Below are 25,575 nucleotides of genomic sequence, written 5' to 3'. Positions count from 1 at the left end.
GGTGTACCTAAGTTGGTTCGTCCCGCTCGCCCGGGTCGTCCCCCGTGCGACCGCCGCCCGCGAACCCCATCGAGGAACGCATGCTGCTCGAACAAGAACGCCGTGACGTTTGTCTGACCGCTCGCTCCATCGCCCGGCACCCGGGTATCGCCCCCGGCGAAGCGGGCACCGTCAGCGTCCGACGCGGCGAGCTGGTGGTCGTCACCCCGCACGGCGTACCGCTGGACCAGATCCAGCCCCAGGACTGCCCGGTCATGTCCCTGGACGACCGGATGCTGGAAGGTCGGCGCGATCCGGCCGCCGAGACCACCCTGCACATGGCGGTGCACCGACAGGCCGCCGACCACGATCGCGACGTCACCGCCGTGGTCAACGCGTTCACCGCCGACGCGGTGGCGGTGTCCACCGTCGATGTGGAACTGCCCCCCATCCACCACCGCGCCGCCGGCCTGGGCGGCGCCGTCGCCGTCACCCCGTACACGCCCTACGGCGGTGGTGACATCGCCGACCAGGCGGTCAAGGCGCTCAAGGGCCGGGACGCCGCGCTGCTGGCGGGGCACGGTGGCGTGGCGCTGGGTCGCGATCTGGAGCACGCACTGGAGAACCTGCGCCTGCTCGACTGGCTGAGCGCCACCTACCTCCGGGCCCGCCAGATCGGTCGCCCGCGTGTGCTGTCCGAGGAGGAGTTGACGGAAGTCCGTCAGCGCGACACCTACGGCTGGGCCGGCCCCGACCCCTTCCTGTAGTTCGCGGCGGAGCTCCGCCGCGGGCGGAACGGGAGAGTCGCTACTGACCGATCCGGGGGAAGGGGTCGGTGGAGAAGACGACCTCCACCGGGACCTCGAAGTACTTCGCGATGCGCAACGCCAGGTGGAGGCTGGGGCTGTACTCGCCCCGTTCCAGGTAGCCGATGGTCTGGTAGTGCACACCCAAGGCCTCGGCCAACTGACGGCGGGAGACGCCGCGTTCGGCTCGCAACATCGCGATCCGGTTGTGGATCGTCTCCGTGTTGGCCGCCGCCTTGGCGCGGCGGCCGTTCGTCTTCTCGCTAGGCACGTTTCATCGCTTCCTCTCGGGCCGCTTGGACCCGTGACCCGGACTCGCGCCGTGCCATCCGACGCAGGACCCACTGGGCCACCACGAGTCCGCCCAGAGCCCACACTGCCAGAACCCCGGCGACCTGCGGCAACTGCCAGGAGCCCGCGAGTTCGAGGGCGGCGTGCGCCTCGGGCAGCATCGCTGAGCGAACGCCCAGGCCGAGCCAGTAGACGGGGAGGGTCCGGCCGAGGGCCTGGACCCAACCGGGCATGAACTCGAAGGGGAGCACCAACCCGGAGACCATGATGATGGCGATGGTGGGCAGCATCGCCAGGGTGAGGCCCACGCGCGGATTGGTGATGAACGAGCCCAGGATCGCACCGATGGGCGCGAGCGCGAGCATCCCCAGAACACAGACCCAGAGCAGGGTGACCAGGTCGGTCCAGCCCTGAAAGCCGAAGTCTTCGACGAACAACAGCCCCGGGACGACGATCAGGGCCATGGCCGTGAGCGACATCGTCGCCACGTGCACGGATTTGGCGACCGTGTACCCCAACAGTCCCCGGGGAACGGCCTTGGCCCGAAGGAGTGTCCCGTCCTCTCGTTCGTTCGCCAGGACCTGACAGACGGTCGTGACACCCAGCATCACCAGGAAGAAGGCAGCCCCACCACTGAGGACGATCGCCCCGACCGGCTCGCCGTCTCCCAACCCCACGGTGTCGAAGGTGATGGCCATACCCACGAACAGGATCGGCATGTACAGGTAGCCGAAGAGTTCCTGGCCGTTGCGGAAGGACAGCAGGAACTCGATCCAGCCCCGGGAGAGCCCGGCCCGAACCGCGTTGAGGTCGGCGTTCATCGGATCTCCTTGGTGAACTCGGCCGCGGCGCGCTCGGCGTCACCGCTCTCGTACCGCTGGACCATGGCCATGTACACGTCCTCCAGGGACGGCCGGGTGACCCGCAGTTCGGTGACCTCGTCCCCGTGCTCCGCGTACAGCTCCGCCACGTACCGGGCGGGGTTCCCGGTGCTGTGCAGGTGCCGCTGCCCGTCGACGGTCCAGGTGACCTCGCTGTCCTGGGCCACCAGGGAGGACAGCCGGTCCGGACTGCCGTCGGCGACGATCCGCCCCCCGGCCAGGAGGAGGATGCGATCGGCGAGCTTCCCCGCCTCATCGAGGTCGTGGGTGGTGAGCAGGACCGTGGTGTCCTCCTCGTCGGCGAGCCGGAACACCAGGTCGTGGAAGTCACGACGGGCCTTGGGATCGAACCCGGCGGTGGGTTCGTCGAGGAAGAGGAGTTCGGGCCGGCCGACGACTCCGATCGCCACGTCCAGACGTCGGCGTTGCCCACCGGAGAGGGTCTTGACCCGTTTTCCGGCGTGCTCGGTGAGGCCGACCAGTTCCAGGAGGGTGTCGGTGTCGTGGGGACGTGGGCGTTCGGACGTGGCGTAGGGGGCGTAGAAGCGGCCGAAGTGGTGGAGCAGGTCGCGAACTCGCCAGGCGCCGTGGTCACGCCAGGACTGAAGGACCACACCGATCCGTGAACGCCACGCCTCGTCGCCGTGGTCCGGATCCGAGCCGAGGACGTCGACCTCGCCGGCGGAGCGGCGGCGGAACCCCTCCAAGATCTCGATGGTGGTGGTCTTGCCCGCCCCGTTGGGACCGAGCAGCGCGATCACCTCGCCCCGTCGGGCGGTGAGGTCGACCCCTTTCAGGACCTCGGTCCTGCCGTAGTTCATGCGCAGGTCACGGACCCGCAGCACGGCCTCGGCCGGGGTTCCGGTGGCCAGGGCTTCGGCCCTGGACCGTTCCGGCACCGTCTTACTCGGCACAGCGATCCCCTCCTTCGTATCTCCTCTACTGAAATCGATAGTACATGTGCTACATAAAATCGAACGAGGACTACTGGGCCACGCCTGGACGATCTCTCTTGGAAACAGATGGCCCGGAGGTGAACCCACAGGTCATCTGGGGAGGAATGTAGCGAGTGACCACATCCGGCCACCCCGGCTCCGGATACGGATACTCGGTGATCCGTCACGCTCAGACGTGAGAATGGTGCCGACGACCGACCCCGCTACGGCAGGAGACTCCATGCGTTGCAGCTACATCAGGCTCCTCGTGAACGACTACGAGGCCTGCTTCCGCTTCTACTCCGACGTTCTCGGCCTGTCCGTCCTCTGGGGCGACGAGAGCAGCCGCTACGCCGAGTTCGACGTGGCCTCGGGGACACGCCTGGCCATCAACCAGCGCGAGGTCATGGCGGAGGCCCTGGAGACCGACACCGCCGACCCCGAGCTCCCCCACCAGGACCGACTGGCGGTGATCTTCGAGGTCGACGACGTCGATGAAACCGCGGAACGCCTGGTGAACGATGGCGCCCGTCAGGTGATGGAGCCGCGCGACTGGACGGCGTGGGGTATCCGGGCGTCGCACTTCCGCGACCCGGACGGTTACCTGCTGGAGATCAACCGTCCGCTGATCCCGGTGGTGGAACCGGTGGTGGAACCGGGCGAAGCGGCGATCGAGATGAGCCTGCCCGAGGACTGACGGACGCGCCGCCTCAGACGGCCACGTGTTCCACCAGCAGTTCGTTGACACGATCGGCGCGCTCCACACCGAGGAGGTGCGCGGCCCCGGAGACCACCTCGAACCGGGCCCCCGCGATCCCGTCGGCGAGCCTGCGGCCGTGCCCGGGCGGAAGCAGCGGATCGTGCGCGGCGGAGACGACGGTGGTGGGCACCCGCACCCCCGGGACCAGATGGCGCTGATCCATGCGCTGGATCGCGTCGCAGATCGACGCGTACGCGGCCGGGTCGATCCCGTCGAAGTCCTCGCTGAAGCGGGCCGCGACCTCGGGGCGCCGGTCGGCGAGGTCGGGGGTGAACCACGGCAACACCACGTCGGCCGTGACCGCCTCCATGCCGCCGGTACGCACCCTGTCCGCGATCCGGTCCCAACGGTGCATGACGGGCGTGCGCGGCGCGGCCGCCAGGAGCATGAGTCGATCCAGCGTGCGCGGGGAGTTCGCGGCGATCCACAGCAGCAGCGAAGCGCCGAACCCGGCACCGGCCGCGGACACCCGGCTGACCCCCAGGTCCTCCAGGACCCCCAGCACGTCCAGGGCCAGGTCCTCGATATTGCAGGGACCGTCCGGGTCCGGTGAGTGGCCGTGACCGCGGTGGTTGATCCGCAGCACACGACGGTTGAGGGTGAGTTCGGGCATCTGTGGCTCCCAGACCGACATCTTGGTGCCGAACGGCGGCACGAGCAGCACCACCGGCGCGTGTTCGGGTCCGTCGAGTCGGTACTGGAGCGGAATCAGGGCCATGAATCCTCCGGGTCGCCAGACCGCCAGGTTATCCGGAGTGCTTTCGGCGGTGCCAGAAAAGTACCGAGGTCGTCGGAAGTCGCGGACAGAGCCTGACCGCCATGCTTTCTAGTGTCGATTCCAGCGAGACGGACACGACGAAGGGGTTCCCATGACGGCGACGATCACCCACACGAACGACCGGGTCGACGTGGAGCGGGAGGCACTGTTGGACTTCCTCGCCCAACAGCGCGCGTTCCTGCTCACCACGATCGAGGGTCTGGACCAGGAACAGGCCACCACGCGCACGACGAAGAGCGTGCTGCACCTGGCGGGCCTGGTCAAGCACCTGAGCGTGGTCGAGCGCGGGTGGATCCGGTTCATCGAGGAGGGGCCGGTGGAGGTCGACTACGAGGCCCAGGAGACCCACGACTTCCACGAGAACACCTTCCGGCTGGTCGGTGACGAGACCCTGGAGGGGATGCTGGCCGACTACGCGAAGGGCGCGGAGGACACCGACAAGTACGTGCGTTCCCTGCCGGACCTGGAGATCACCCACAAGCTGCCCGCGGCGCCGTGGTTCCCGGAGGGCACCGAGTGGACCGCGCGGGACGTGCTGCTGCACCTGATCCGGGAGACCGCCCAGCACTGTGGCCACGCCGACATCATCCGGGAGTCCCTGGACGGCCAGAAGACCATGGGCTGAGCCGGCCGGGGCCCGCGCACGACGACGGGGCGGGACCACCGGTGGGTGGTCCCGCCCCGGACGAGGTGGCGAGAGTCGCCTCCGCATCCCCCCTCAAAGTACGGAGGCGACCCTCGCTCTGGGAACGGTCTGCGACTCCTCCCCCCTGGAGTCGCGACCTACAAGGTCTGCCCGCGGAAGCGATCTTGTCGTTCCGCGTTGATACAAACAGTACCCACCACTCCCACGGATAACAACCCTGCGTCACGATGAACTACTTAAAGTGATCGCCATTACTCGGGTGATGAACGCCCAAGCGGCTGTGGCCATCGTCAACCAGGGGTCATGAGCCGCCTCCCCGGACCCGCGCATAGCCTGGACGAGTGAGTTCACCTCTCCTCAGCCCACGTTGGCTCGGCATCCACCTGGCGGCCGTGCTCGTCGCCATCGTGTGCGTGGCCGGTACCTACTGGCAGGGCACACGCGCCTTCGAACCGGACCGCGACGTCATCACCAACCCGGTGGAGGACCTCGCGGACGCCATCACGGTCGACGAGCTCGGCGAACCCGGCGAATACCTGCACCCCGACCTCACCGCGAACACCGCGGTCGAGGCGAGCGGGCACTTCGACGCCGACTCCCAGGTCCTGGTGCCCCAGTACCTGGACGGCGCCGAGGGTTACGCCGTGGTGGTCCCCCTCGTCACCGAGGAGGGCGTCGCGATGCCGGTGAACCGCGGTTGGACCGAGGATCCCGACTCGATCCCGGCGGTGCCCGAGGGAGACGTGACCGTCTCCGGGTGGCTCCAGCCCCCGCAGGACACCTCGGATGGGTTCGTCCCCGTGGGCGCGCCCGAGGAGGGCACGGTGGAGCGGATCGCCCCGTCGGTCCTGGTCTCGGCGTGGGACCAGCGACTGTACGCGGCCTACCTCACCCTCCCCGATCGGGAACCCGCGGTCGACGGGCTCTCCGCCATGCCCCCGCCGGAACCACCGACCGGGTTCACCATCAACTGGCGCAGCCTCAGCTACACCGTCCAGTGGGCGATGTTCGGGGTGTCCGCGCTGGTCTTCTGGTTCCTCCTCATGCGCCGTGACCTGAAGGAGGCCCGCGCCCGGGAATCGGGCGGGGCCTCAGAGGACGGAAAGGCGCAGACGGATCAAGAGGTGGGCGCGGGTTCCTGACTCCCGCCGTGGGCGGACGCGGCCCGCTCCTCCTTGGCCCGCTCCGACTTCACGACGCGGTGCTCGACCACGAAACCGAGGATCGGGATGGTGCCCGCGAGCACCACGCCCAAGGTGCGGCCGGCGCCCCAGCGACGGTCGAGCGACACCCACAGGACCACCAGCACGTAGATCATGTAGATGTAGCCGTGCGGCATCGCGATGAAGAGCATCAGCGGGGACTCGGGGCCGAACCAGTGTTCCAGGCCCTCCGGCGCGGGCGCGAGGGCGAACATCGAGGTCTCGCCGACCAGGTACTTGGCGGGCATGGCGACGAAGGTCAACCCGATCAGGAAGACACCCGTCACATAGGCCAACACCCGGTACAGCCCGAACGACACACGCCTCTTGTCCACTGCCGACACACCCACTTCAACGACTACATACCGACTGGTCGAACCACAGGGGGTCACCCGTTCGGGCGCCGCCAAGCCTTGATCTCCGAAACCCGTGGAGGCGCCGTAGGTGGGATCGCGAGGAACGAGCCATCACACCGTAGGTACCGAAGGTTCTTGACTTAATGGGCGCCCGAACACGCCGAAGCGCTAGCGGAGGCTCTGAACGGCAGGGCCCGGATCCCCTCCAACGAGGCTAAGCGGTGCCGGCGACCCGTCGCGTTCGGGGTGGGCGTGGCCGTTCGATCTCACGTTCTCGCCGTCGGGCCTCACTTGTCCTTGTTGGAGATCCGGACGGGGCTGCTCCAGCGGCCGTCGGACTTGACGGTCCAGGCCTTTGGGATCATCCGCAGCGAGATGTAGGAGTCCACGACCCTGATCGGGAAGAAGAACAGCCCGTAGAACAGGTACGAGGGCCTGCGCCGGATCATGGTCATCACGCAGGTGAGCATGTAGTCGGGTACCAGCAGACCGATGGCCAGCGCCGCCAGTGGCAGGAAGGCCGTCACCGCGGTGAACGAGTCGGTGAAGAACGGGAGCCCCGTGAGCATGTCGCCGGCGAACGTGCCGAGCAGCACGAACGCCGCGATGGCCACCGTGACGAGGAGGAGCAGCGAGACCAGGACGACCTCGAACACGTACAGCGCCAGGCACAGACAGAAGAGGCTGGGCCACATCTTGTGCCTGCGCAGCGTCTGCCAGAAACCGAGTGTCCAGCGGCCCACCTGCTTGCGGTAGTCGCGGAAGGTGAACGGGTCCTGGCTGAAGGCCTTGGTGTCGGTGTTCATCGAGACCCGGCCGAGGCGCTTGTGGTGCACCTCGAAGGTCATGTTGAAGTCCTCGATCACCAGCCCCGGCGGGTTCACGGTGATCTGCTTGAGCGCGCGGCTGCGGTAGACGCTGGCGAAGCCCGGCACGATGAAGGAGACGTTGAGGCGCTTCCAGGTCTGTCCGAAACGCATGAAGTACTGGAGCATGAAGTACAGGCGGTCCCGGTAGGCCGAGATGATCCGTCCGACGATGCCACGTTCCCGCGGCTTCCACTCGGAGACCACGAAACCGGCCACGGCGGCGACGTCGGGGTCGGCCAGCTGTCGTTTGGCGCCTTCGACGTACCCGGGGTGGAGTTCGGTGTCGGCGTCCAGGATCAGCACGCCGTCGTAGTTCTCGGTCAGCGCGAACTCCTCGATGACCGCCTCGATGGCGCCCGCCTTGCCCCGGTTGGTGAGGAGTTCGAGGACGTTCACACCGGTCCTCGCGGCGATCTCGGCGGTGGAGTCCTTGGAGGAGTCCGAGACCACGTAGATGTCCCAGCGGTCGAACAGACCCAGCGCCGAGGAGATGGCCGTGTCGATCACCGGCTCCTCGTTGTGCGCCGGGATGATGACGGCGATGGTGATGTCGTCCGGATCGGTCGCGACCGAATCATCTTCCGATGGTGTCCGGATCAGGGTCCCCTCGGCCACCTCGTCGTCGCCGCTCTCGGCCACGACGGTTTCGCCGGTGTCACCGGTCTCGCTCGTGCCACCGGTGTCACCACCGCCGGCTCCGACGAGCACCCTTTCGCGTTCACGGCCGCGGGCCGACACACGGTTCCTCCTGCGCTCCGGATCACGGCGCAGAGCCGCCCTGGCACCGTCCTCCGCCAGCCGGAGCAGGCCCATGACGGTCCACAGCAGGAGGTTGAGCCCGAAGGCCATCCACAGGAACACGTAGCCCAGGGCCCCCAGCCCGGACGCGGCGGCCATGTCCGTGGCGAAGTCGAACCAGAAGACGAAGAGAACGACGGCCGGCACCAGGCCGATCAGCCCGGCCAGTAGGCCACCGATGAAACGCGCGATACGCACAGCCCTAGGACTCCTCCGACAGTTATCGGTTTCGGACCGACATTAACCCGCAAAGTCGGTGTTAGGTTGACGCCCTACGCGACCGGTGGGTTCACCCGGGTTCGCGTCCTATGTAGGCCACGCAAATCGTATACACGGGCTTGCGTGAGGTGGTAACCATTAGAGGATATTTGAGGCGAACCGGTGACAGTCAACGTCACCGGAATATCCGATACGGCTTAGTAGTCGGAAAGTATTCGCCTCCCCGTGACCCACGAGAGAAGGAGAATGCCAGGCGTGATCGGCGACTCACGTTCCCCATCGCCAGATCCTGCCCACCCCGACCACGTCGGCACCCGGCAGCACACCTCGCCCACCAGCGACGTACCCGGTCGAGCGACGGTGGCGATCCACCAGCCGCACTATTGGCCCTGGTTGGGGCTCATCGACAAGATCGACCGCTCCGACCGGTTCATCATGCTCGACACGGTCCAGTTCGAACGCCGTGGATGGCAGAACCGAAACTACGTAGCGGGATCCGGTGAGCCGGTCCTGCTGACCGTCCCGGTAGAGCAGGCGAGCAGGGACGAACTCATTCGGGACAAGAAGATCGACAACACCCAGAAATGGAGGATGAAGCACTACAGGGCACTGGCGGAACACTGTTACCGCAAGGCCCCGTACTGGGACGATTACAAAGAAGAAATCGCTCACCTGTACGAGACCGAGTGGGAGAATCTCGCAGATCTGTCCATCGCGACCACACGCATGCTGATGCGCGGGTTCGGTATCGACACACCGATTCTGCGCGCAGGGGATCTCGGGGACTTTCCCGGGTCCAAGAGCGAGCTGCTCGCACAGATCTGCGCGAAGGCCGGCGCGAGCACGCTGCTCGCGGGTGAAGGGTCCAAGGGCTACATGGACCCCGAGATCACGGACCGCTACGGAGTGAACATCGAGTGGCAGGACTTCCGGCACCCGGAGTACCCGCAACCCACTCGCAAGGGCACCGAACCGTTCATCCCCCGCCTGGCGGCGATCGATCTCCTACTCAACGCCGGACCGGACTCGTTGCACGTACTCCGACAGGCAAGAACCCGCGACTGACCCACTGGTCGGCACATCGGGTCACCGCCCTCCCGGGCCACGGCACGAGGTCGAGAACGGCCCGGGTAACCACCGATCGCCCCCCACATTCGGCAAAGGACGGGAAACCGACATGACGATGGACTGGTCACAGGAGCGTCTCCTGGTCTACTCCCCCCACCCTGACGACGAGACCCTCGGTTGCGGCGGCCTGATGAGCAAGGCCAAGCACGCGGGCGCGGAGGTCTACGTCCAGTTCATAACGGTCGGCGACACCGCCGACCAATCCCCGAAGGGCTTCTCCACGGCCCAGGAACGCCACACCGAGATCAAGAGGGCCTCTGAGCACTTCCACTGGGACGACTGGCACATGGCCCTGCCGGGCGACTCGAACCACTTGCGACTCGACGGCATCCCTCGCGTGGAACTGGCTCGGCTCGTGGAGCAGGAGAGTCCGCTGTCGATCGCCCGGCTCCGACCCACCGTGGTACTCATCCCCCACCGCACCAGCTACAACCAGGACCACCAGGCGACCGCCGAGGCCGTCCACACCGCCCTGCGCCCCTCCAACAACCGGTTGCGCCACCACCCCGGCCTGGTGATGGCCTACGAGGAGGCGGCCGACCAGTGGCGGACCGAACCGGTGGAGTCGCCCAACCTCATCGTCGAACTCGAGGAGGAGGACCTGCTGGCCAAACTCCAAGGCATGGAACTGTACGGATCGCAGAGCCATGAGCACCCGCACACCCGTTCCGAACTCACCCTGCGCAGCCTCGCCGTCCTCAGGGGCATGCAGGCCGGGGTGGCCCTCGGCGAGGGCTACCACGTGCTCCGACACCTGGCCTGAACGTCCCATGAGGCGCCAGAACTCCCCCACCCGTCCCCAGCGCACCCAGTCCCCCGCGAAGAAGAGAAACCGATCAAAGCCCGCAGTGGAGGGGAAACCATGAAGGCTGTCATCACCGGCGGAGCCGGGTTCATCGGCTCGCACCTGAGCGATCACCTGGTCGCCCAGGGACACGAGGTCATCGTGCTGGACGACCTTTCGACCGGATCACTGTCCAACGTGTCCCAGTTGCAGGACTCACCGGCGTTCCGTTTCGTCCAGGGCGACATCCTGGACCGGGAGTTGGTGGACGCACTCGTCGCGGAGGCGGACACCGTGTTCCACCTCGCCGCCGCGGTGGGGGTCTACAACATCGTCGACAAGCCGCTCCAGTCCTTGCGCACCAATCTGCACGGGACGGAGACCGTCGTGGAGGCCGCGGTCCGGCATCGGGTCCCCTACATGGTCGCCTCGACCAGTGAGGTCTACGGCAAGAACGACGCGAACGGCCTCACCGAGAACGACGACCGGATCTACGGCTCTCCCATCAAGAGCCGCTGGTCCTACGCCGCCGCCAAAGGCCTGGACGAACTGGTGGCGCACGTCCACGGCAAGGAGTCCGGGGTCCCGTGCGTCATCACCCGTTTCTTCAACGTGGTGGGACCTCGGCAGACCGGGCAGTACGGCATGGTCGTCCCACGGTTCGTCGACCAGGCCTTGAGCGACGCGCCGATCACGGTGTACGGCACGGGTACACAGCGCCGCTGCTTCGGCTCGGTCTTCGACGTGGTTCCGGCCCTGACCCGGCTCCTGGAGACCCCGGATGCCTACAACCAGGCCGTCAACCTGGGTGGACACGAAGAGGTGTCGATCAAGGGCCTGGCCGACCGGGTCGTGGAACTGACCGGTTCCCGCAGCGAGATCACCTACATGGACTACGAGCAGGCCTACGGTGAGGGGTACGAGGACATGCAGCGCCGCTACCCGAACACCTCGCTGGCCGCGCGGCTGATCGGCTACGAGCCGACCAGGGACCTGAACACGATCATCGACTCCATCGTGCGGCACCGTCGTTCGACCGAGGCACTTCCACAGCCCGCATAGTTCCGAGTAACGGGAGTTCGTCGGGTGCCCCGCCGCCCGCGTTCGTACCTTCCACCCGAGCAGCGCACGGCCACGAGCGGGCACGAGGCCAGGTCCCCGCCTCACCATCGGTCGCCGCCCACACCCGAGCAGGGAACGGCTCCGGCCCGAGGTTTCCACACGAGCCCCACCAGCCTTCGGTACGCGAGAGCGCGACCGAACCGCCCGTCACAGGGCATGAGACGTCTGCGCCCGTGACAGGACATCGACCGGCCCCGCGGGCGCACACCGGTTCAGGGCACGATCACCGTCGCCGTCACGGCCACGGTCAGCGCGAACACACCGGTGCTCAACAGGATCAGGGCCCAAGGACGGGCCACGCTCAACGGTGGACCGGCGCCCCCCTTCTCCCGCGCACCGTGTTCGGTCCTTCGCCACCTCAGCCACAGGTGCAGTCCGAGACCGCCGCACATCAACAGGGACAAGGCCATGACGCCCACCCTGAGCGGCACCGGAACCTCGGGGACCACGCCGGCCCCGGGAACGAACGGTCCACGCAGGTACAGCAGCCCCACGAGGACCACCAGGATGAGCGTGCGTTGCCAGGACAGCAGGGTGCGCTCCGGTTGCAGGCCCGGATCCCGCCGGATCACAGCAGGTTCCCCAGGAGAACCACCAGACAAACCAGTCCCACGACGAACGTGGTCACGATGGGCAGGGCGCTCATCGGCAGGGTGTCGCCACGGCGCATGATGCGCTGGACACGGAACCAGCGCACCGGCGCGTACACCGTCACCACCCCGGCGATCAGGGCCAGGAGCAGTCCGACCGCGGTGCGCGGCGCCTCGGCCCAACCCAGCGGAAGCAGGTGCAGCACGGCGACGGCCCCGGCCAGCAGGGCCAACGCGGTACGGATCCAGGCCAGAAAGGTGCGCTCGTTGGCCAGGGTGAACCGGTAGTCGACGGCCTCGTCGCCCTCGGCTTCTCCCGTACTCATCGGTCCCCCTGGTTTCACGCGTTCGGCCCACGGCTCCAGATCACGGACGGCACAACGAACCCGTGTCCCGCACGGCGACACTAACCTCAGGGAGGCTTACCTCCCAAACCGATATGAAACACGTGTTGAGTTGGAAACCGGCAGGCCATCGGGACGTTCGGTGGCCTCCCGCACGCATGTGGAACAAACAAGCGGGCACGACCGCTGTAGGACCCAGGAGGATGGCAGTTGGCCACCGGTCGACACCACAAGACGAACGAAGAGCAGGAGACCACGTGTCCACCGTCGAACTCACCAAAGACAACTTCGCCGAGACGCTGAAGGACAACAGCTTCGTTCTCATCGACTTCTGGGCGGACTGGTGCGGCCCCTGCCGACAGTTCGCCCCGGTCTTCGAGGAATCCTCGGACAAGCACGGCGACATCGTGCACGCCAAGGTGGACACCGAGGCGCAGCGCGAGCTGGCGTTCGAGTTCAAGATCCAGTCCATCCCGACCCTGATGATCGTCCGCGACCAGACGGTCATCTACAACGAGCCGGGCGCGCTCCCCTCCGAGGCACTGGAGAGCCTGATCACCCAGGCCCGGGAGCTCGACATGGACGAGGTCAAGGGCAAGATCGCCGAGCAGGGCGAGTCCCGGCAGTAGGTCCTTGCCCGCAGCGGGTTCGGCCGTCCTCGCAACCGTCCCCCGGGACGGCGGGGGCGGCCTTCGTCCGTCCGGGAGCGACCATCGACGCCATCACCGCGTGTGACGCGGGCGTTCGAAGCGACGCCGGGCGTCGGCCGGCTGTGGCCTGCCCCTGGCCACGGCCGTTCCACCTGACACACTTTCCGGCACGCACCCTGCCCTCGGCGACGTACCCCGCTCAACGAGGAGGACACCGGAAGGTCACCGGGGGCTTCCCACTCCACCTCCCACGTTCATCTTGGCCACGAGGTTCGTTCACCTTGGCTTCACGCTCACCCGTTTCGATGGGTGTCGACCGCGCGCCGCGGGTGTCGTCCCCGAGTGAGGACACCGCGCAAGCCCCGTCCGAACCGGAAGTGGCCACATGTCTGTCAGCAACACCGCGTCCCCTCGCGGAACCGAGTCCGGCCGCGGAGTCGCCCCCGACACCGTCCGGTACAACCGTGAGGTTCCCGACCTGGGCGACCCCGTCTTCGACATCGCCGACCTGTCGATCCACTACGGGTCCAACAAGGCCGTGCGCGACGTGAACCTACAGGTGGGTCCGCGCCAGATCACCGCGATGATCGGTCCGTCCGGCTGCGGCAAGAGCACCGTCCTTCGCACCCTGAACCGTATGAACGACCTCATCCCGGGTGCCCGGGTCGAGGGCAGGGTGACCTACCACGGCGAGGACCTGTACGCCTCCGACGTTGACCCGATCGAGGTCCGCCGCCGTATCGGCATGGTCTTCCAGAAGCCGAACCCGTTCCCCAAGTCGATCTACGACAACGTCGCCTACGGTCCCCGGATCAATGGGATGCGCGGCAACATGGACGACCTGGTCGAGGAGACCCTCACCAAGGCCGCCCTGTGGGACGAGGTCAAGGACAAGCTCAAGGACAGCGCCTTCGCGCTGTCCGGTGGTCAGCAGCAGCGTCTGTGCATCGCCCGCACCATCGCGGTGCACCCCGAGGTCATCCTCATGGACGAGCCCTGCTCCGCCCTGGACCCGATCGCCACGCTCAAGATCGAGGACCTGATGTACGAGCTGGCGGCCGAGTACACGATCGTCATCGTCACGCACAACATGCAGCAGGCGGCCCGCGTCTCGGACCGCACCGCGTTCTTCACCGCGGGCGTGGACGACGCCGGCGACCGGTTCGGCAGTCTCGTGGAGTTCGACGAGACCACGACGATCTTCAGCAAGCCGGCCGACCAGCGCACCGAGGACTACATCTCGGGCCGCTTCGGGTAGACCCGACGCGCGCCACCCGACCACCCCCTCGACGAAGTGGACCCCGCCCATGACCGCGCTCGCCTCCTCCTCACCGGTTCCGCCTCCTTCGGGCGCACCGGACGACGAGGCCCGCACGGATCGGGCCGAGGGTCCACTGCGCGTTCTGCTGGTGGAACCCGAGTCCGAACAGTCGCACCAGCTGGTGCTGTCACTGAGTGGACACGACGTGGACATCACGGTGTGCGTGGACGGTGCGGAGGCCCTTCTGCGAGTGGGACTGTTGCGCCCGGACACCCTGCTGACCAGCTCTGATCCGTCGGAGGTCGATCTGGAGACCCTGGTTCGGGTGACCCGGCGGGCCACGGACATCCCCATCCTCATCGGGGTGGGCCCGGGTGACTCACAACGGGCGGTCCGGGCTCTGGCCGCGGGTGCGACGGCGTGCGTGAGTCGGCCTTACCGGATCCCGGAACTTTCTGCGCTGCTGCGCGGTTCGTTGCCGGGAACCGAAGGACTGCTGGAGAACTCCACCGCTCCTCCCTCGGCGCTTCGCTCGGGCGACCTGGAACTGGACGCGTTGGGCCACCGACTCTTCGTGGACGGGCAGCCGGTCAACCTGGCCCTGCGGGAGTTCGGGATCATGGACTTCCTGTTGCGCAACAGCGGTCGCGTAGTCAGCCGCGAGGAACTGTGGACCGAGGTGTGGCACAAGCCCCTGCCCCCGGTGAACAACACGATCGCCGTGCACATCCGTCGACTGCGGCACAAGCTCGGTGATTCCGAGGCCAGTCCCCGCTTCATCCACACGGTGCGCGGGATCGGTTATCGACTCGACACGGGAAACGGCGGATAGGCCGGAGAAAGAATCTTCCGTATTCCACGAGAAAGGCCCTCCGGCGCGACCGGTGAGGTCGTTCCCTCATGTCGCGAAGCGGCCTTCTCCGGCACACGTTCAGGTGACACAGCGGCATCCGACACGTCATCGGAACCAGGGGTGAACACTCCCTCCCCTCCACACCACTTTTTTATTTCCGCAGTTCAAGTGGGTGAACCGGCACGTCACTCGCCGAACATGCGAGATAACGGAAATCGACCCACACGGCTCCCGTTATCGGAAAGTGACTTTCGTTCATCCGGCATTCACTCTTCTTCTATCGAACGTCTTCTCATCCGATGACCCGGGGTCTTTCTGCACGCCTAGTGTCGTTTTACGTCAGCCCCGACAGCGGTGATTCAACGAGGAGAACTACGACATGCGCAACGGGCGTTCCAAGCTCGCCGTTCTGGCGGCCATCCCCCTGCTCGCGGCGGCGTGCAGCAGCGGAGACGAGGGCAACGGCAGTGCCGCCAGTACAGACGCCGAGCTCAGCGCTTCGCTGACCGGTGCCGGGGCCAGCTTCCCCGACCCCCTCTTCCAGGACTGGATCTACAGCTACAGCAGCGACGTCCAGCCGGGTGTCGAGATCAACTACCAGAGCGTCGGCTCCGGCGCGGGCATCGAGCAGTTCCTCGAGCAGACCGTCGACTTCGGTTCCTCCGAGGAGTTCCTCGGTGACGAGGACCTGGCCACGGCCGCCGAGGCCCGCGGCTGCGAAGCCGTCCAGTTCCCGGTCGTGTTCGGCTCCGTCGTCATCGCCTTCGACAACCCGGAGCTGGACGGCCTGGTCCTGGACGCACAGACCATCGCCGACATCTACTCCACCGAGATCACCACGTTCGACGACCCGGCGATCGCCGAGCTCAACCCGGACATGGACCTGCCCGACGACGAGATCGTTCCGGTCCACCGCTCCGACAGCTCCGGCACCACCGCGGTGTTCACGCACTACCTCTCCACCGAGGTCGAGTCGTGGGCCGACGAGTACGGCGAGGGCAAGGAGCTCGACTGGGCGTCCGGCCTGGTCGGCGGTCAGCAGAACGACGGTGTGGCGCAGGGCATCGCGCAGAACCCGGGCGGCATGGGCTACCTGAACCAGTCCTTCGCCCAGGAGGCGGGCCTGTCCGTCGCCCACATCGTCAACGAGGACGGCACCCCGATCGAGCCGACCCTCGAGGCCACCATCGCCGCCTCCGAGGAGGCCGAGGTTCCGGAGAACTTCCAGTTCGCGATCGACGACATCGGTGGCGAGGGCTACCCGATCGCCGGTACCAACTGGATCTTCACCTACACCTGCGGCTACGAGGACGCCACCGCCGACGCCATCATCGACTTCTGGACCTGGGCCCTGAGCGACGAGAGTGCTCAGGACGTCGCCGGCGAGCTGGGCTACGCGCCGCTCGGTGACGAGCTGACCGAGCGCGTCATCGCCGAACTGGAGAAGACCAACTCCGAGAACGGTGGCGGCGAGGGCGAGGGCGACACCGAGGAGGGCGCCGAGGATGACGCCACCGACGGTGACGACGCCGAGGCCGGCACCGAGGAAGACGCCGAGGCCGAAGAGGGCTCCGAGGAGGAGTAACCCCTCCGGGGCCGGGACCCAGGGTCTCGGCCCCACCGCCTTCCGCACACGACGGGGCGCAGAACACGGGTTCGGCGCCCCGCCCCTCACACCCCGGGGGCACGCAGAACAGGGGTGCACCGCTCTCCGACTCCCACGAAAGCCATCAAGGAGAAGCACAATGTCCACTCAGGCCCCCGAGGCCCCGGCCCCGGAGGAACCCCGGCGCAGTTCCCTCCGTTCAGGCAAGGGGCGCATGGCCGACCCGATCTTCAAGTGGGTCGTCACGGCCTGCGGAACGATCGTGCTGGTCATCCTGGCCCTGATGGTGATCCGCACCACCACCGAAGCCTGGCCCGTCTTCGCCAAGGAAGGTTTCTTCGGCTTCCTCACGGGCGAGGACTGGACCTCCGGTAACTCCCGGACCGAGATCACCGGTACCTACGGTGCCTGGCCGTTCATCTACGGCACCCTGATCACTTCGATCATCGCCATCGCCATCGCACTGCCGCTGGCGATCATGGTCGCCTTCTACATCACGCACCTCGCGCCGCGCCGTCTCGCCAAGCCGCTCTCCTACACGGTGGAGCTGCTGGCCGCGGTGCCCAGCGTCATCTTCGGTCTGTGGGGCCTGCACTGGTTCCTACCGAACGTGCTCCGCCCCTTCTTCGAGTTCCTCGGGAACACGTTCGGGTGGTTCTTCCTCTTCGAGGGCCCGGTCCGCGGCGTCGGCTACCTGCCCGCCGGGATCGTCCTGGCCATCATGATCCTGCCGATCATGACCGCCATCATCCGCGAGGTCATCGTGGTACACCCGATCGACCAGCGCATGGCCGCCTACGCCCTGGGTTCCACCCGGTGGGAGGTCCTGCGCAAGGTGGTGCTGCCGGCCAGCTTCTCCGGCATCGTGGCCGCCGCCATGCTGGGTCTGGGCCGCGCGCTGGGCGAGACCATCGCGGTCCTGATGCTCATCGGCGGCGCCCAGTCCTGGGGTTCGAGCCTGTTCAGCACGGGTAGCAGCATGGCCTCGCACATCGCCGCCACCTTCGGTGAGGCCGGCCCCGAGGCCAGGACCGCACTGATGGCCATCGGTGTCGCCCTGTTCCTGGTCACGATGATCGTCAATATCCTCGCCCGCGTCATCGTCTGGCGCCTGGGGCGCATGACGGGAGACGCCGCCGTATGAGCACCATGACCTCGACTCCCCCGCGCAAGCACGTTCCGCTGAACCAACGTCCCCCGGGTTCCGCGTTCCGACGGTTCAAGGACCGCAGCGCCACCGTGCTCCTGACCGGCGCGATGATCATCGCCATGATCCCCTTGGTGCTGATCATCTTCGAGGTGACCCGCCGCGGCATCGGCGTGGTGAACCTGGACTTCTTCACCCAGACCGAGCCCCCGCCCCGGCGCGAGGGCGGCGGCTACGCGGCCGGGTTCTTCGGAACCCTGTACATCATGGCGTTGGCCATCCTGATGTCGCTCCCGTTCGGCATCGCCACCGCCGTGTACATCGTCGAGTACGGGCCCAACCGAATGACCTCGGCGATCCGCTTCTTCACCGACGTGATGACCGGTATCCCGTCGATCTTCGTGGGTCTGTTCGTCTACGGCCTGTTGGTGATCGGCTGGGGCGGCCTGGGCTTCGGTACCTTCGTGGGCGCCGTGGCCATCGCCGTGATGATGCTGCCCATCGTGACCAGGTCCGCGGAGGAGATGCTGCGACTGGTCCCGAACGAGATGCGCAACGCCAGCTACGGTCTGGGCGCGCGCAAGTGGCAGACGATCGTGCACACGGTGCTGCCGACCGCGGCGCCGGGCCTGACGACGGGTTCGATGCTGGCGATCGCCCGGGGCATCGGCGAGACGGCGCCCCTGATGCTGACCGCCTTCGGTTCCGGACTCATCGTCACGAGTTTTCAGGGCGACCCGCAGGGCTCCGTGCCACTCCAGCTCTTCAAGGGCGCCGCCCAGCCCTTCGAGGCCGGGGTGGACCGCGCCTGGGGCGCGGCCCTGTGCCTGTTCGCGCTGGTGCTGATCTTCACCGTGGTCGCCCGGTGGATCGGTTCCAAGGCCTCCACCAACACCACCTGATCCACCCCCTTGCCGCGGGGCCGTGTTCCGTTCGGAGCACGGCCCCGCGAACCTTTCCCGGTCCGGCCCGGCGGCGGTAGCCTTGCCCGGACCCTCATCACGAGACGATCCGGAGTGTGACCCCCGATGCCCGAGACCACCGAGTACGCCGCCACGTTCGCCCTTGTGGACGTCGACGGCGACGGCCTCATCTCCGCGCAGGAGCTGGCCTCCCTGATGCACAACCTCGGCGACGAGACCACCGAGGAGCAGGCCGCCGAGGTGGTGCGGACCATGGACTCCGACGGCGACCAGCGCATCTCCCTGGAGGAGTTCGCCCGTTACATGTCCCAGAACAAGGGCTGACCAGGATGGATGAACGCCACCACTCCGTCCTGTGCGACGTGGACGGCGTTCTTCGCCTGTGACCCGAGGACGGAGGCATGCTCGCCGTGGACCGGCGGTACGGGCTTCCCGAGGGCACCCTCGCCGGCACCGCGTTCCACCCCGACCACCTGCTGCCGGCGATCACCGGCCGGGTCACCGACGAGGAGTGGCGGGCCGGCGTCTCCGCCGCGTTGGCCGGCTCTGTCTGGTGGTGGATCTCGTCGTGATCTTGCTCCTGGTAGCAAGGTAAGCGCTTGCTTCGCTCCTGGTAGCAAGATCAACACGGTTCCGGCCCTGGAAGAGGGGATGGTGCCTGGCTTGGCGCGAACGAGAACGGGGGCGGCGGCGCTGGAGGGGCGACCACCGCCGGCCAGGGCGGTGCCGCCAACACCTGTGGCAGGGGTGCCCTGGCGGTAGTGGCTCCGGTAGGAGGTAGCCACGACGGTGGGGTCGGCTCTCCCTCCTCGCCCCCAGGAACCGCTTCAACGGCACGGTGATGTTCAACGTTGCCAGAGCCTGCGGGGCTTTGGCGCACCCCCGGTGGCCCAGGGCGAGAACGTTGCCTCAAGGAGGGAGAACCCGCCCCCACCCCGCCAGGCCACCGGAAGGTTCTCTAGCCGAGGCGCCCCACCAGCCGCCCTCGCCCCCGCCTCCCCCCTGGGAATCACTCATCTAGGCAGATCGCTCCGCCAGGGGTTTCGAGGCGAGGTAGACGGTGTCGGGGACGCCCCGGGCGACCGTGACCTCCACGACCTCCACCACCTCGAAGTGTTCGCGGAGCAGCTTCTCGAAGCTCTCGACGGCGTTGGCGCTCCAGAACGAGAGCACCCCTTCGGGTGCCAGCAACCGGGTGAGCCGTTCCAGACCGGCCGCCTCGTACAGGCGATTGTTGTTCTCCACCACGGTCCAGTCGGGACCGTTGTCGGTGTCCAGACAGATGACGTCGTAGCGGGCGGGTTCCGACTTCGCCGCGGCCTTGGCCAGCCAGGCCACGATGTCCTCGTTGTACACCCGACAGCGAGGGTCGTGGTGGACGAAGTCCGCGGCCTCGCCTAGTTCCTCCTCGTGCCAGGCGATCACCTGGGGTTCCAACTCCACGACGTCCACCCGCGCCACCCGCGAGTGGTCGAGGGCTTCCCGGGTGGAGAAGCCGACGCCCAGCCCACCGATCAGCACGCGCGCGTGCGAGCGCCCCTGCGGTAGGGCGTTCAGGCTCGCGCGGACCATCTCCCGTTCCGACGTGCCGTCCCGGGTGTCCATGAGGAAGACCCCGTTGGAATAGATCTCGTAGTGCGCGCCCACCCGGCGCAGCACCAGGTCGCCGCCGGTCTCTCCGGTCACTCGGGCCAGGGTGACCGTCTCTTCCTCCGGCACGAGGTGCCCCGTTCGCTGGTTCATGGCCCCATTGTGCCCGGCTCGGGCGGAAGGTGCCCGGGGGATCTGGAGATGCGTCCTTCGCCGGACGAAGAGGGACCGATCGTCGGTGGGCGGGGGCCCGGTGGCCCGGTGGCCGCAGGAGACCGGGGACGCGCGGTCACCCGAGAAGCCGGGCGGAGGCCGCCTTCCGCCGGGGAACCGGCGCGCGGGTTCTTCAAGGTCCTGCGCGGGCGGACGCGGCCGCCGGTGTCGACCGCCGACGGTGCCCGCAAGGTGGTCGAGGTGAACCGTTTCCCCAGGGGGTGTCGCGCGACCCGCTGTTTACCGGCGAGTAGGTTGGGTCCCGGCGCGTCACGAGAGGGAGAGAGTTCATGAGCGATCTTGCAAGCGTACTGCGCAGGGTGGCCCCGCGGGCACTCGGAGGCCTGTTCGTCGCCTCCGGGGTGCTGCACTTCATCACCCCGAAGCCGTTCGAGGCGATCATGCCTCGGCGGCTGCCCGCCCGCCGCGCGTTCGTATACGGCAGCGGGGCTGCGGAACTGGCCTGCGGGGTCGGCCTGCTGACTCGGCGGAAGTGGGCCGGCCCGGCCGCCGCCACGCTGTTGCTGTCCGTATGGCCCGCCAACGTACAGATGGCCCTGGACTCGGGTTCGGGCCGACTGCCTGGTCCGGCCGACAACCGGCTCATCGCCTGGGGCCGCGTGCCCCTTCAGGTTCCGCTGATCTGGGCGGCCCTACAGTCACGTCCCGCCGACGCTCAGCACCCCGACCCGGCCCCGGGGAAGTCGGTGAGCGTCTCCTCACCGGCTTCGACGTAGTGGACCTCCACCACCCCGCACATGTCCGCCATCGCCGAGGCGAGTGCCTCACGTCGGTCACTGTCTTGGACCCTCACGTCGTATCGGGACGGGAGGTCATCAGGGGCCAACCCCTCCGGCGGGTCCTCATCCGACTTTTCGAGGAACCGCCGGTAGGCCTCCTCATGAGTGACGAAGAGATACGACTCGACCTCGGGCGATTGGTTCAGGAAGGTCTCGATCTCCTCCATCTCGTCGTCGAACCCGTGCTCACGTCCCTCGTCGCACAACGGGTCCAGGTACGCCTGTGAACACACCAGGACGTTGAGCAGGTCCTGGTCATCGCCGGGAGACGAAGCCCGGTCCAAACCCGGCGGAAGGCATCCGGCGGTGACCACGATCAGGAGGGGGACGGCGGCCAGGGTGACCGGACGCGGGGAGGCGGGCATCTTCCACTATCCTCGTTTCTCTTCGACGATGCCCCCAGGATGCCGGAGCCGCGAAGGGCAACGAAAAGCCCCGTCCCGAACCGCGTCTGTGGCGGTTCGGGACGGGGCGTGTTCGTGCGGGGGTCGATCCCCTACAGGCGGCAGGCGTAGATGTCGGTGACCAGGATCGCTCGGGCCCCCAGCTGCCACAGGTCGTCCATGATGCGCTGGGCCTCCTTGCGCGGCACCATCGAACGCACCGCGACCCAGCCCTCACGGTGCAGTGGGGAGACCGTCGGCCCCTCCATGCCCGGGGTGAGCGCGACCGCGCCCTCCAGGTTCTCGGCGTGCACGTCGTAGTCCATCATCACGTAGTCCCGAGCCACCAGAACGCCGCGCAGCCGCCGCAGCAGCAGGTCGATCTGGGGGTTGTCGGGTGCGTTCGTGGGCCGAATGACCACGGCCTCGGACACCAGGATGGGGTCACCGAAGGTCTCCATCCCGGCGTTGCGCAGGGTGGTCCCGGTGGAGACCACGTCGGCCACCGCGTCGGCCACACCGAGCTGCACCGAGCTCTCCACGGCTCCGTCGAGGTGGATGACCCGCGCCGACACGTTCCGCTTCTCCAGGTAGGAGCGGAGCAGTTCGTCGAAGGACGTGGCGATGCGCTTGCCGTTGAGGTCGTCGATGCTCATTCCGGCGCCGCCGGGGGCCGCGAACCGGAAGGTGGACCCACCGAAGCCGAGGGGGAGGACCTCGTCGACGGGCGCGCCGGAGTCCAGCAGCATGTCGCGGCCGGTGATCCCGGCCTGGAGGATGCCCTCGCCGACGTAGACGGCGATGTCCTTGGGGCGCAGGAAGAAGAACTCGGTGTTGTTGTCCGGATCGACCAGCACCAGGTCACGGCTGCTCTTGCGTTGCCGGTAACCGGCCTCGGTGAGCATCTGGACGGCGGGCTCGGACAGTTGGCCCTTGTTGGGCACGGCGATTCTGAGCATGTCGGGCATGTCGTGGTTCCTTGATCGCTCTTACGTGTACGGGGACGTCCGGTGGCCGGCGAACGCTCGCGCCCGGAAGGGGCGCGGGGCGGGCCGACCTACAGATGCTTGTAGACGTCCTCGAGCCGCAGGCCACGGGCCAGCATCAGGACCTGGAGGTGGTAGAGGAGCTGCGAGATCTCTTCCGCGGCCTGCTCGTCCGATTCGTACTCGGCGGCCATCCAGACCTCGGCTGCCTCCTCGACGACCTTCTTGCCGATGGCATGGACGCCGGCGTCGAGTTGGGCGACGGTCCCGGACCCCTCGGGGCGGGAGCGTGCCTTCTCGGACAGCTCGGCGAACAGCTCTTCGAAGGTCTTCATGGTCTCTTTCCTCGACCGACAGTGCTCTACCAGAGTAGGCGCTCTGGACCACCGGTGCCCAACCGGGGCCCAGGTGTCTCGGCATGTGAGAACCGCGGGTGTGCCAGGTCACGGCACGGGCCCCGCTCGGGTCCACCGCCGGGACCCGCTCCGCGGGTCAGGCCAGGCGGCGCGCCACGGCCCGCACGAGGGGCCGTGGCAGTAGGCGCAGTAGCCCGTCGGCGGTCTTGTACTGGGCGCCGGGAATGACCGCAGGGCGCCCCGCCGACCACGCGGTGAGCGCGTCGCGGACGATGTGCTCCTTGTGGACGAACGCGAACTGGGGCATCCCCTGCGCCTGGACCTCGCGTGTCATGTCGGTGCGAACGAACCCCGGCAGCACCACGGTGACGTGCACACCCTTCTTCCGTACCTCGGCGGCGACGCTCTCGCTCCACATCGTGACGAACTTCTTGCCCGCTCCGTAGACGGAACCACCCGGGTTGGCGGGGATCTCCCCGGCCATGGAGGCCACGTTCACCACACCCAGTCTCCGGGTCTCGCCGGCGGCCCGACGGGCGATCTGGACGGGGAGCACGGCCCGGGTCAGTTGGAGGACGGCGCGAACGTTGAGGTCGAGCATCGCGTCGATCTCGGCGGGGTCCTGCTCGGCGAAGACGCCGCCGTCCCCACGCCCTGCGTTGTTGACGAGCAGGTCGATGGGGTCGAGTCCCCCCGTGCCGTCCACGGCGAGGCGTTCGGTGACCGAGGCGAGGCCTTCGGGGTCGCCCAGATCGGCGACGAGGACCTCGACGGGCGTTCCGTAACTCTCCCGCAGTTCGAAGGCGACCTCCTCCAAAAGCTCCGCGCGACGTGCGACCAGGACGAGGGCGTGGCCGCGCTGGGCGAGCCTGCGGGCGAACTCCTCACCGATCCCGCTGGAGGCACCGGTGACCAACGCGGTTCGGAGGTGGTCGGGGACGGGGGATGGGCTGTCCGGTGCGTTCATGCACTCAGGGTAGGGCGGGCGGTGTGGGACGGCGCGGGCACATCACCGGTTCCCGTTTCCCTAGTGGCGATACCCACCCGGTGTTTCCCGGACAAACGCCTGTGTCAACTCCCCCACGACCCGCCGAGGCGTTAGCGTTCAAGCATGTCCGAGACACACAGCCATGCCGGACCCCTTTCCGCCCTCCGACTCCAGGAACGACTGCGCGACACCCGACTGTTCTTCGGCCAGGCGCTGCGAACCTTCCACGCCACCGGATCCATCCTGCCCAGTAGTGGTGCGCTCGCCCATGAGATGGCCGAACACATCCGCCACCGCACCGACCCCGACGGGGCCCTGAGCATCCTGGAGGCGGGCGCCGGCACCGGCGCCATCAGCCGTGGGATCGCGGCCGCCATGCGCCCCGGCGACACTCTCGACCTCGTCGAGGCGAATCCCGAGTTCGCCGCCCACGTCGAGGAGTTGTTGTCGACCGACCCTGACATGTCCCGGATCGCCGACTCCGCCACGGTGCACGCCTGCCTGGTGAACGACCTGGGCACCGACCGGACCTACGACGTGATCGTGTCCGGGTTGCCGTTCGCCAACTTCACCGCGGACCAGGTGAAGGACATCCTCGACTACTACTTCACGGTGCTCCGCCCCGGCGGAACGCTGTCGTTCTACGGATACCTGTACACGAAGGGGGTCAAGGCGGTCATCGCCAAGCGCGAGGACTACCTGCGCCAGGCTCGGACGAGCTGGGTGGTCCAGGATTGGATCGACCGCTACGGGATCGGTTCGGAGAAGGTCTTCGCGAACGTCCCGCCCGCGTGGGTCCACCACCTTCGCAAGCCGGGGAACGACCTCCGAGGCTGACTTCGGCGAAGTCCCGGCCGGGTGGGCGACACACCGTCCCACTCGGCCTTTTTCGAGCGCCGAAGACGAGGAACCCCCCGAGGTCCCCCCATCTCCCCTTTTGGGTGACCTGCATCACTTTGCACTACGGTCGCAGGAGTCCCACGGCGCGGGTAGTCTCGCGTTGACCTCCGGGGGAGACGTTCTTTTCTGGAACGACCGACATCAGCCGATTCGCCATACCGCGCGTTAAAAGTTCCTGATATCTGGTCAAAGTCCCCCGAGGCTCATCCCGCGCCACCATCCCTGCGTCTACGTTTTCCACACCGATCCCGTGTGAACCGATCGCATGTGCGCGGAGTCCTACATCTCACCTATTTTCCCAGGTCATGTAGTGGACCATGTGGAGGAGGCAACGTGACGCTCACCCAGGCGGTCGAAGCGACGTCCACGAGGGCGAACGACACAACTCCCACGACCATGCCTCTCGACGTGCGCCAACGCGTCTCCGCGTT

Annotated in this window: 30 protein-coding genes; 17 read left to right on the top strand and 13 right to left on the bottom strand. The window is 67.4% G+C overall.

Translation table 11 applies throughout. The features are described from left to right. The first annotated feature begins 80 nt into the window (after nt 1–80). Nucleotides 81–746: a class II aldolase/adducin family protein gene (locus NLI01S_RS09020; RefSeq protein ID WP_067602202.1), complete on the top strand. Its 666-nt coding sequence runs from the start codon at nt 81–83 to the stop codon at nt 744–746. Nucleotides 747–786: 40 nt separating this feature from the next. Here NLI01S_RS09020 and NLI01S_RS09015 read toward each other — a convergent pair whose 3' ends face one another. Genes NLI01S_RS09015 through NLI01S_RS09005 form a run of 3 tightly spaced genes read right to left on the bottom strand, consistent with a single transcriptional unit; the run spans nt 787 to nt 2,871 of the window. Further along, nucleotides 787–1,056, bottom strand: a complete 270-nt coding sequence (locus NLI01S_RS09015; RefSeq protein WP_067602199.1) for a helix-turn-helix transcriptional regulator — start codon at nt 1,054–1,056, stop codon at nt 787–789. Next, nucleotides 1,049–1,897, bottom strand: a complete 849-nt coding sequence (locus NLI01S_RS09010; protein ID WP_067602196.1) for an ABC transporter permease — start codon at nt 1,895–1,897, stop codon at nt 1,049–1,051. Before NLI01S_RS09010 ends, NLI01S_RS09015 begins: the two co-directional genes overlap by 8 nt. Continuing rightward, complete coding sequence (locus tag NLI01S_RS09005; protein ID WP_371850604.1) at nt 1,894–2,871, bottom strand: ABC transporter ATP-binding protein; 978 nt, start codon at nt 2,869–2,871, stop codon at nt 1,894–1,896. The genes NLI01S_RS09010 and NLI01S_RS09005 overlap by 4 nt, the downstream gene beginning before the upstream one ends. A gap of 262 nt (nt 2,872–3,133) precedes the next feature. Between NLI01S_RS09005 and NLI01S_RS09000 the strand changes: the two genes are divergently transcribed. Beyond that, nucleotides 3,134–3,589, top strand: coding sequence for a VOC family protein (locus tag NLI01S_RS09000; protein ID WP_067602193.1), 456 nt, complete (start codon nt 3,134–3,136; stop codon nt 3,587–3,589). A gap of 13 nt (nt 3,590–3,602) precedes the next feature. Here NLI01S_RS09000 and NLI01S_RS08995 read toward each other — a convergent pair whose 3' ends face one another. Next, nucleotides 3,603–4,370: an alpha/beta fold hydrolase gene (locus NLI01S_RS08995; protein WP_067602190.1), complete on the bottom strand. Its 768-nt coding sequence runs from the start codon at nt 4,368–4,370 to the stop codon at nt 3,603–3,605. Nucleotides 4,371–4,521: 151 nt separating this feature from the next. Here NLI01S_RS08995 and NLI01S_RS08990 point away from each other — a divergent pair, with 151 nt between their 5' ends. After that, the gene (locus tag NLI01S_RS08990; RefSeq protein WP_067602187.1) at nt 4,522–5,055 is read left to right on the top strand and encodes a DinB family protein; all 534 of its coding nucleotides are present in this window, start codon (nt 4,522–4,524) and stop codon (nt 5,053–5,055) included. Between the two features lie 362 nt (nt 5,056–5,417). Continuing rightward, nucleotides 5,418–6,218, top strand: a complete 801-nt coding sequence (locus tag NLI01S_RS08985) for an SURF1 family protein (RefSeq protein WP_067602184.1) — start codon at nt 5,418–5,420, stop codon at nt 6,216–6,218. Here the strand turns inward: NLI01S_RS08985 and NLI01S_RS08980 are convergent. Beyond that, nucleotides 6,194–6,613, bottom strand: coding sequence for a DUF3817 domain-containing protein (locus NLI01S_RS08980; RefSeq protein ID WP_190318407.1), 420 nt, complete (start codon nt 6,611–6,613; stop codon nt 6,194–6,196). The genes NLI01S_RS08985 and NLI01S_RS08980 overlap by 25 nt on opposite strands. A 308-nt stretch (nt 6,614–6,921) precedes the next feature. Next, the gene (locus NLI01S_RS08975) at nt 6,922–8,499 is read right to left on the bottom strand and encodes a glycosyltransferase family 2 protein (RefSeq protein WP_067602182.1); all 1,578 of its coding nucleotides are present in this window, start codon (nt 8,497–8,499) and stop codon (nt 6,922–6,924) included. Between the two features lie 267 nt (nt 8,500–8,766). Between NLI01S_RS08975 and NLI01S_RS08970 the strand changes: the two genes are divergently transcribed. From NLI01S_RS08970 to NLI01S_RS08960, 3 genes are all read left to right on the top strand, one after another. After that, nucleotides 8,767–9,585: a WbqC family protein gene (locus NLI01S_RS08970; RefSeq protein ID WP_084392419.1), complete on the top strand. Its 819-nt coding sequence runs from the start codon at nt 8,767–8,769 to the stop codon at nt 9,583–9,585. 112 nt (nt 9,586–9,697) lie between these two features. Next, nucleotides 9,698–10,411, top strand: a complete 714-nt coding sequence (locus NLI01S_RS08965; RefSeq protein WP_067602179.1) for a PIG-L deacetylase family protein — start codon at nt 9,698–9,700, stop codon at nt 10,409–10,411. A 99-nt stretch (nt 10,412–10,510) separates the two neighbouring features. Then, entirely contained in the window at nt 10,511–11,494 is a 984-nt protein-coding gene (locus tag NLI01S_RS08960) for an NAD-dependent epimerase/dehydratase family protein (protein ID WP_067602176.1), read from the top strand. A gap of 272 nt (nt 11,495–11,766) precedes the next feature. Here the strand turns inward: NLI01S_RS08960 and NLI01S_RS08955 are convergent, their stop codons facing one another. Beyond that, nucleotides 11,767–12,126: a DUF202 domain-containing protein gene (locus NLI01S_RS08955; RefSeq protein ID WP_067602174.1), complete on the bottom strand. Its 360-nt coding sequence runs from the start codon at nt 12,124–12,126 to the stop codon at nt 11,767–11,769. Further along, nucleotides 12,123–12,470 carry a YidH family protein gene (locus tag NLI01S_RS08950; RefSeq protein WP_067602171.1) on the bottom strand — a complete coding sequence of 116 codons (348 nt, stop codon included), beginning with the start codon at nt 12,468–12,470 and terminating at the stop codon, nt 12,123–12,125. Before NLI01S_RS08950 ends, NLI01S_RS08955 begins: the two co-directional genes overlap by 4 nt. A 275-nt stretch (nt 12,471–12,745) precedes the next feature. On the opposite strand from NLI01S_RS08950, the gene trxA reads away from it, so the two are divergent. The 8 genes from trxA (at nt 12,746) to NLI01S_RS25160 (ending at nt 19,500) form a co-directional block, all read left to right on the top strand. Then, nucleotides 12,746–13,117 (top strand): thioredoxin, encoded by a 372-nt coding sequence (gene trxA, locus NLI01S_RS08945; RefSeq protein ID WP_067602168.1) that lies wholly within the window; start codon nt 12,746–12,748, stop codon nt 13,115–13,117. Between the two features lie 406 nt (nt 13,118–13,523). Next, the gene (gene pstB, locus NLI01S_RS08940; protein WP_067602165.1) at nt 13,524–14,396 is read left to right on the top strand and encodes a phosphate ABC transporter ATP-binding protein PstB; all 873 of its coding nucleotides are present in this window, start codon (nt 13,524–13,526) and stop codon (nt 14,394–14,396) included. Between the two features lie 49 nt (nt 14,397–14,445). Next, nucleotides 14,446–15,231, top strand: coding sequence for a response regulator transcription factor (locus tag NLI01S_RS08935; protein ID WP_067602162.1), 786 nt, complete (start codon nt 14,446–14,448; stop codon nt 15,229–15,231). Between the two features lie 400 nt (nt 15,232–15,631). Then, nucleotides 15,632–16,837 carry a phosphate ABC transporter substrate-binding protein PstS gene (pstS, locus tag NLI01S_RS08930; protein WP_067602159.1) on the top strand — a complete coding sequence of 402 codons (1,206 nt, stop codon included), beginning with the start codon at nt 15,632–15,634 and terminating at the stop codon, nt 16,835–16,837. A 160-nt stretch (nt 16,838–16,997) separates the two neighbouring features. Further along, a complete protein-coding gene (pstC, locus tag NLI01S_RS08925) occupies nt 16,998–18,002 on the top strand; it encodes a phosphate ABC transporter permease subunit PstC (protein ID WP_067602157.1) in 1,005 nt (334 codons plus the stop codon). Beyond that, a complete protein-coding gene (gene pstA / locus NLI01S_RS08920; protein WP_067602154.1) occupies nt 17,999–18,907 on the top strand; it encodes a phosphate ABC transporter permease PstA in 909 nt (302 codons plus the stop codon). The genes pstC and pstA overlap by 4 nt, the downstream gene beginning before the upstream one ends. Before the next feature lie 126 nt (nt 18,908–19,033). Further along, entirely contained in the window at nt 19,034–19,252 is a 219-nt protein-coding gene (locus NLI01S_RS08915) for an EF-hand domain-containing protein (protein ID WP_067602152.1), read from the top strand. A gap of 77 nt (nt 19,253–19,329) precedes the next feature. Then, entirely contained in the window at nt 19,330–19,500 is a 171-nt protein-coding gene (locus tag NLI01S_RS25160; protein ID WP_190318406.1) for a hypothetical protein, read from the top strand. A gap of 445 nt (nt 19,501–19,945) precedes the next feature. Here the strand turns inward: NLI01S_RS25160 and NLI01S_RS08910 are convergent, their stop codons facing one another. Continuing rightward, nucleotides 19,946–20,671: a spermine/spermidine synthase domain-containing protein gene (locus tag NLI01S_RS08910; protein WP_067602150.1), complete on the bottom strand. Its 726-nt coding sequence runs from the start codon at nt 20,669–20,671 to the stop codon at nt 19,946–19,948. Nucleotides 20,672–21,021: 350 nt separating this feature from the next. Here NLI01S_RS08910 and NLI01S_RS08905 point away from each other — a divergent pair, with 350 nt between their 5' ends. Next, nucleotides 21,022–21,468: a DoxX family protein gene (locus tag NLI01S_RS08905; RefSeq protein WP_067602148.1), complete on the top strand. Its 447-nt coding sequence runs from the start codon at nt 21,022–21,024 to the stop codon at nt 21,466–21,468. Here the strand turns inward: NLI01S_RS08905 and NLI01S_RS08900 are convergent. From NLI01S_RS08900 to NLI01S_RS08885, 4 genes are all read right to left on the bottom strand, one after another. Further along, entirely contained in the window at nt 21,408–21,896 is a 489-nt protein-coding gene (locus tag NLI01S_RS08900) for a permease-like cell division protein FtsX (protein WP_067602145.1), read from the bottom strand. The two genes, NLI01S_RS08905 and NLI01S_RS08900, sit on opposite strands and share 61 nt — an antisense overlap. Nucleotides 21,897–22,027: 131 nt before the next feature. Then, nucleotides 22,028–22,882, bottom strand: coding sequence for an ATP phosphoribosyltransferase (hisG, locus tag NLI01S_RS08895; RefSeq protein ID WP_067602142.1), 855 nt, complete (start codon nt 22,880–22,882; stop codon nt 22,028–22,030). An 89-nt stretch (nt 22,883–22,971) separates the two neighbouring features. Continuing rightward, on the bottom strand, nt 22,972–23,235 hold the full coding sequence (locus NLI01S_RS08890) for a phosphoribosyl-ATP diphosphatase (protein ID WP_014913038.1): 264 nt from the start codon (nt 23,233–23,235) through the stop codon (nt 22,972–22,974). A gap of 157 nt (nt 23,236–23,392) precedes the next feature. After that, on the bottom strand, nt 23,393–24,223 hold the full coding sequence (locus NLI01S_RS08885; protein WP_067602139.1) for an SDR family NAD(P)-dependent oxidoreductase: 831 nt from the start codon (nt 24,221–24,223) through the stop codon (nt 23,393–23,395). 144 nt (nt 24,224–24,367) lie between these two features. On the opposite strand from NLI01S_RS08885, the gene NLI01S_RS08880 reads away from it, so the two are divergent. After that, entirely contained in the window at nt 24,368–25,081 is a 714-nt protein-coding gene (locus NLI01S_RS08880; protein WP_067602136.1) for a class I SAM-dependent methyltransferase, read from the top strand. The last annotated feature ends 494 nt before the right edge of the window (nt 25,082–25,575 follow it).

This window comes from Nocardiopsis listeri NBRC 13360 (assembly GCF_001570765.1).
In the GTDB taxonomy this organism is placed as follows: domain Bacteria; phylum Actinomycetota; class Actinomycetes; order Streptosporangiales; family Streptosporangiaceae; genus Nocardiopsis; species Nocardiopsis listeri.
The sequence above is the reverse complement of the archived record's forward strand: the minus strand, read 5'-3'. Positions and strand labels throughout refer to the sequence as shown.